At 43.5% G+C, this 5808-nt stretch carries 8 protein-coding genes; 7 read left to right on the top strand and 1 reads right to left on the bottom strand.

What is annotated here, in order from left to right; genetic code table 11:
• The 4 genes from ACM0OX_RS34820 to ACM0OX_RS34835 form a co-directional block, all read left to right on the top strand.
• Positions 1 to 955: ATP-binding protein (locus tag ACM0OX_RS34820; protein ID WP_414519672.1), on the top strand; the 955-nt coding region annotated here is incomplete at its 5' end.
• On the top strand, positions 952 to 1209 hold the full coding sequence (locus ACM0OX_RS34825) for a hypothetical protein (protein WP_414519674.1): 258 nt from the start codon (positions 952 to 954) through the stop codon (positions 1207 to 1209). The genes ACM0OX_RS34820 and ACM0OX_RS34825, both read left to right, overlap by 4 nt.
• Complete coding sequence (locus ACM0OX_RS34830) at positions 1206 to 2093, top strand: hypothetical protein (RefSeq protein ID WP_414519676.1); 888 nt, start codon at positions 1206 to 1208, stop codon at positions 2091 to 2093. The genes ACM0OX_RS34825 and ACM0OX_RS34830 overlap by 4 nt, the downstream gene beginning before the upstream one ends.
• A gap of 716 nt (positions 2094 to 2809) precedes the next feature.
• Positions 2810 to 4159, top strand: coding sequence for a DUF4157 domain-containing protein (locus ACM0OX_RS34835; RefSeq protein ID WP_414519678.1), 1350 nt, complete (start codon positions 2810 to 2812; stop codon positions 4157 to 4159).
• On the opposite strand, the gene ACM0OX_RS34840 is transcribed toward ACM0OX_RS34835, so the two are convergent.
• The gene (locus tag ACM0OX_RS34840) at positions 4136 to 4396 is read right to left on the bottom strand and encodes a hypothetical protein (RefSeq protein ID WP_414519680.1); all 261 of its coding nucleotides are present in this window, start codon (positions 4394 to 4396) and stop codon (positions 4136 to 4138) included. The two genes, ACM0OX_RS34835 and ACM0OX_RS34840, sit on opposite strands and share 24 nt — an antisense overlap.
• A 432-nt stretch (positions 4397 to 4828) precedes the next feature.
• On the opposite strand from ACM0OX_RS34840, the gene ACM0OX_RS34845 reads away from it, so the two are divergent.
• The 3 genes from ACM0OX_RS34845 to ACM0OX_RS34855 all read left to right on the top strand — a co-directional run bounded on the left by ACM0OX_RS34845 (position 4829) and on the right by ACM0OX_RS34855 (position 5586).
• Complete coding sequence (locus ACM0OX_RS34845; RefSeq protein ID WP_414519682.1) at positions 4829 to 4960, top strand: BrnT family toxin; 132 nt, start codon at positions 4829 to 4831, stop codon at positions 4958 to 4960.
• A complete protein-coding gene (locus ACM0OX_RS34850; protein ID WP_414519684.1) occupies positions 4944 to 5081 on the top strand; it encodes a hypothetical protein in 138 nt (45 codons plus the stop codon). The genes ACM0OX_RS34845 and ACM0OX_RS34850 overlap by 17 nt, the downstream gene beginning before the upstream one ends.
• A gap of 70 nt (positions 5082 to 5151) precedes the next feature.
• Positions 5152 to 5586 (top strand): hypothetical protein, encoded by a 435-nt coding sequence (locus ACM0OX_RS34855; protein ID WP_414519685.1) that lies wholly within the window; start codon positions 5152 to 5154, stop codon positions 5584 to 5586.
• The last annotated feature ends 222 nt before the right edge of the window (positions 5587 to 5808 follow it).

Below are 5808 nucleotides of genomic sequence, written 5' to 3' on the forward strand. Positions count from 1 at the left end.
GGCGACTCAGTTTAACCTGAATTTAGTCAAGATTGAGCAGATTGCCCAGCAGGTGTTAGCCGAAACACCCAATTCTGAAATCCAAAATTGTTTATGGTCAGCTTGTCTTGCTAGCACTCGTCCGCAGTTGGATACTTTAGCGCAACGCCTCGACCCGAAAGCGACTTGGGATAATATTGTCCTAGCAGCAGAGGAGACAAACTTGCTGTACCAAATTGCTGACCAAATTCGGCAGCGCAGTTTAGTTTATCAACAGTGGGGTTTTCAGAACCGCATGAATCGGGGCATGGGGATTAGCGTCTTATTTGCCGGAGAAAGCGGTACAGGGAAGACGATGGCGGCGGAGGTAATAGCCAATGATTTGCAGCTAAATCTTTACCGGATTGACCTTTCATCTGTGGTTAACAAATATATTGGAGAAACAGAGAAAAATCTGCGGCGTTTGTTTGATGCGGCGGAAGATGGCGGGGCAATTCTGTTTTTTGATGAAGCAGATGCATTGTTTGGCAAACGTTCTGAGGTGAAGGATAGCCATGATCGCCACGCCAATATTGAGGTGAATTACCTGTTGCAGCGATTGGAAGCTTATCGCGGTTTGGCAATTCTAGCAACGAACCTCAAGAGTTCGTTAGACCATGCCTTTATGCGCCGCTTGCGGTTTATTGTAAATTTCCCTTTTCCGGGTGTGGCTGAACGTCAGGTGATGTGGCAGAACGTGTTTCCCCAAGAGATGCCAAGGGAGGGTTTGGATTTTAACCGTTTGGCACGGCTGAATCTGACGGGGGGGAGTATTCATAATATTGCTTTGAATGCAGCGTTTTTGGCGGCTGGGGCAGGTGATGTGGTGACGATGGAGTTGGTGTTGGCGGCGGCGCGGGCTGAGTTTCGCAAGTTGGACAGACCTGTGAATGATGTGGATTTTCGGGTTTCGGTAGCTATGGGGGTAAGGGGATGAATATCAATATTGATATAGAAAACCTGGTTTTAGAGGGAATATATATTTCTCCCAGTCAGGGGCAGTTATTGCAAGGGTTGGTGAAGGCTGAATTGGCGCGATTGCTTAGAACAGAAGGTATACCAGACAACTGGGCTTCCGGTGGGGTGGTGTCTCATGTGCCGAATAGTGCTATTCAACTAAAGCCTGGAACTAATACTAGCCAAATTGCGCAACAAATTGCACAAACAGTATATCGAGGGATGAAACCATGATTAGTAAAAGAATTGCACAAACTGATCGGCAGGAAGAAAGTGAGAAACTTCAAGGGAGTAGTATTTTACAGCGTGCTGCCGTTCGTTTGGTTACGGACGCAACGGTGCAATCCACAGACAAGAATGAAACACTGACATATAGTAATTCGGCTTTTTCTAAAAACTTTAGTCAAGTACCTATTAGCACGACTAAACCACAGCACATTCATTATAAAGAAATAAGGAAGCAGATGCAGAGTCCAGAAATTCAGCAAAAGCAGGGGCGGGTGAAGCCGACGTTGCAGGCTAAGGAGGTGGCGATAAATCATGATGAGGGCTTGGAGAGAGAAGCCGATTTAATAGGCGTGAAGGCAGTACACCAACCCGTAAAACATCTAATAAAAAAAGCTCAGAACAATTTTGAAAGGTATAAAAACACTCAGTTAAAGAGCAATAATGAGCTTAAACAGGTAGTTCAATGTAAGTGGGATCATCTTTTTAATGACATTCCTAAAACTCTACTTAATTTACCCAAAGAACTTAAAAAAAGTCGGATTGAAATGATACGAAAAAATCTAAATACTATTAGGGATAACGATAGATATGGTGTTGAGGATTTACACGATGGAATAGATATAAATTCAAAAAAATACGGGATTAGCAATCAGTGGTTTCAGACTGCTGTTGAAGGTTACAACCAAGGGTTATTCAATGAAGGCAGTGTAAGAGAGGCTACATATTATTTATGGCATAATAGTATTGACACAGAGGTTTCAAATCGGCTACGTAATACGACAGGTATAAATTCCGCTAGAATAGAAAACGCTATAAACGAATGGAATTCTTATGAAATTGAAACTTGGGATGTATTAACAGGTCATTCTCCAGCCTTAAAGGATGTTTGAAAAGTATAGTTTTTGTCATGCTGAACATAGCGTAGCGGAGTGAAGCATCTGAACCTCAACGAAAAATTGGGATTCTTCGCTCCATTTAATTTCGCTCAGAATGACAAATTATACTTATCTTGGACTTTTCAAACATCCTCTTAGATTGGGAATGATGCAGCCCGCCTGCGAGTCGGGTTTCGTACCGAAACCCAACCTCCATTTTCTTACCTGCCATTCAACTAAAGCCCGGAACTAATCCCACCCAAATGATACTAAATCCGCTTTTACAATACCTTTGCCAAAATAAGAGTCTACAAAAATTTTGACAAAAATGGCAAAATGACCTATACATGAGCGTTTAGCTTACAAGGCACCTTGGGCGCTCAAACCCTTTATACTACAGGCAATATGTTAAAAAACTTTGTAGGAAACCTGGAAGGAATTTTTAGGACTTATGGTTTTTGCCAAGCCTTCGAGAGAAGTGAGTTAATACATTAACTCACCCTCGCAAATTGGCTAAGGTATTGCTTTTATAATCCTCTTTTTACCCTGGCGACTGGAAGTCGCGGCTACATAAGCAAAGTCCCTTCGGGTTCACCAGTCGCTTGTGGAGGGTTTCCCTCCCGCAGCGCGCTTACTCACCGCCTACGCGGACTAAATAATAAAGAGGGTATTAGATCCGGATTTGGTATGAGACATCATATTCCACATGGAATATATCGAGGAATAAAACCATGACTAATAAAAGAATTGCACAAACTAATCAGCAACCAAAAAGTGACAAACCCCAGGAGAGTGGGATTTTACAGCGTGCCACAGTGCATTCGGTTGCGGACGCAGGGGTGCAATCGAGAGATGATTTCAGTGCACAACTTTTACGTAATTCGGTTTTTTCCAAAGACTTTAGCCGAGTGCCTATTAACCCAACGAAACCACAGCAGAGAATGGGCAAGCAAATGGTAAGTGCAGTAATACAGCGAGTTAATGGATTTGAATCGGAGCGGCAAAGTGAGTATCAGACTGTACAGCCAGAGGATGTGTCAGAAGCATCAAGAGTCCACAAAGAAAATAAAACGGGATTGCCAGATCACCTGAAATCGGGTATCGAAAATCTTTCTGGCATATCTATGGATGATGTAAAAGTTCGGTATAATTCCTCCAAGCCCTCCCAGTTGCAGGCGTTGGCATACACACAGGGCACGGAAATCCATGTGGCACCGGGGCAGGAAAAACATCTGCCGCATGAAGCATGGCATGTGGTACAGCAAAAGCAGGGAAGGGTAAAACCGACAATTGTTACGAAGGGAGTGGAGATAAACGACGATGTGGAGTTAGAGAAAGAGGCGGAGGAAATCTCGTCAAAGTTGAAGACGGGCTGGTTGGGAGTCGAGGGGATAGGGAGGTGTAAGAAGGGGGGGACGATGGCACGAGGACCGATACAGTGTTTTATATCGCATGATTTTATAAGAAACTATGATGGAGCGCGTGACGCCTGGGAGTTGGCGGCTCGTGAGGTGAGACGGTATGACAACGAGATTAACATAGCGATGAGGACCCATGGCTGGAACCAGAACAATACCACATTAAAAACACTCAACAATCGTGTCGGAGAAAAATCAAGAAAGGCATTTGGGACCCTGGCGGGGGAGGCATATGAAACTCACTCGTGGAAGGTGTGGCAAGGACAGCAGGGAGGGACCTCGGTGTATGGTCCGGGAAGGGGTGCGGGAATCGATATATTACAGTACCAACCAGGCTATGGCAATGCCTCGACACAATCAACCGGAAGGATAAACGTGGAAGTGAAGACGGCTCAATCAATGGAAACGTTAAAGGACGGGCTCCATGACTCAGGGACGATAAGTTCGGGTCGGGATTATCGAGTGTACTATCATGGGCAGGATGTCTGGAAGCTAGGCCCAGGAGTGTTCGATACTTTTCAACGACAAGGAAGGAGGTACCGGGTGGAAATTATTGGGTTGCAGCAAGCACCAGAACAAGGGTTCATTAATCATGCGAGGGTAGTCGTGTATCAGGGGAGGACGGGTAATATGTTACGGTCATTTACGCTGTGGTGGAGTTAATGGTAATGACGGGTGTATGTGCGGTTGTACTATTCTCTGATTCCCAAAACCTTCTAATAAGAAGGGAATAACCAGACCTAAAAGCGATACGATGCAAACACCATCTAGCCAGAGAGTGTCCACCCCACTCCTCACCCACCGCCACCAAAGTCTCACATATTCCCCAATGCGGACAAAATCCGTACCTTGCTCATAAAGCCGAGAAGCACCTTCGACAAACCTCCCCACCGTCTTCACGGCAATCTCTAACCCCTCCGGCGAAAACCAATAACCACCTTATAAAAGAACAACAACCATAAGCAGTATCCAACGTCCCCAGTTTTACCCCGACGATCAACCAAGGATGGGCATTCCATTCTACTCTTCCCAATTTTCGATCTTCAGGTTGGGAATTTGCGAAAAGTCTTTGTAATTGCGTGTAACTATTGTTGCATTTTGAACCAGAGCAATGGAAGCAATCCGTAAGTCTTTTTCAATTCTCTTTTTTCCTAGAGCGTTAGAGTGCGATCGCCTGATCTTGTAGGGTGCGTTTTTTACTCTGTAACAAAAAGCGCGATCGCCGTTGTTGTAGGGTGCGTTAACGAAGTGTAACGCACCTTGTATAGGCTGATATTGAATGGGTTCCTTGAAAAGCTCAATTAATCATATTTTGGGTTTTAAAATGTAAACATGAGTCAATTATTTTTTGAGTGGGATAACCGAAAAAATCAAATCAATCAAAAAAAGCACGGTGTTTCATTTGAAGAAGCAAAATCTGTATTTTATGACGATATTGCCAGCAATCGTGAACCATCTTTTTAGTGCGATCGCTCTCTCCATTCTGACTCAAAATGCGATCGCCCATGTAGAAATATTGATGAACGTGCGAGCGCGCCATTATTTGCTAGTTCAACCTGACTTCAAAGCGATCGCTCATATATGAAAGTTGATGAACGTGCGATCGCTCCCATAGCAAACTCGAACTAATCTTTTATTCTCTTACCAAAAAACTGATGTTAGACTTTATTCTCATTACTGGCGATCAAGCCATATTCAACCCCATCTTTGCCAAAGCAATAGTTGTAGTACGTCCTGGCATCTTAAAAGGTACTGGTATACCAACAGTTAACAAAAATAAAATTTGCATTGTTGGTGACGAGAAAAAAGTTATTGTACCTGGTTGTTCTTACATAAGTCCGCCAAATATCACCCCTGGTACAGGAACACTTTCCATTCAATCCTTAGCCATCAATCAAAAAGCTAGAAAAGTTAAATCTACCCGAAAAGCAGTATTACTCAAAGGTACTACCTTCATAGCGAGATTTCAAGTTATCGTGCCAGCTCAAATACCGCCAACACCAGTAACACCAGCAATACCAGACCCCATTCCTTTCTATCCTGGTACGGGATACTTTACTACTACAAATATGACAACAAAAGGTACTTGATAAAAATTTGTAGAGACACAATTTTTTGTACTCTTATTGACTATGCGATCGCTAATTTAAAAATTTGCCTTGAGCTACGCGTTCTCAATAATTAGTACCAAAAACCACAAATGATTTAGGAATAATTTTATGTCCCACTTTCCTGGTGCGCCACGCTTATTAAAAGGAACGATCGCCATCCTTGATGCTGTTAGCTTTTTTCCCAAAGGAATAATCGTATTG

It is taken from the genome of Nostoc sp. PCC 9305 (assembly GCF_963920915.1).
Taxonomy (GTDB): domain Bacteria; phylum Cyanobacteriota; class Cyanobacteriia; order Cyanobacteriales; family Nostocaceae; genus Nostoc.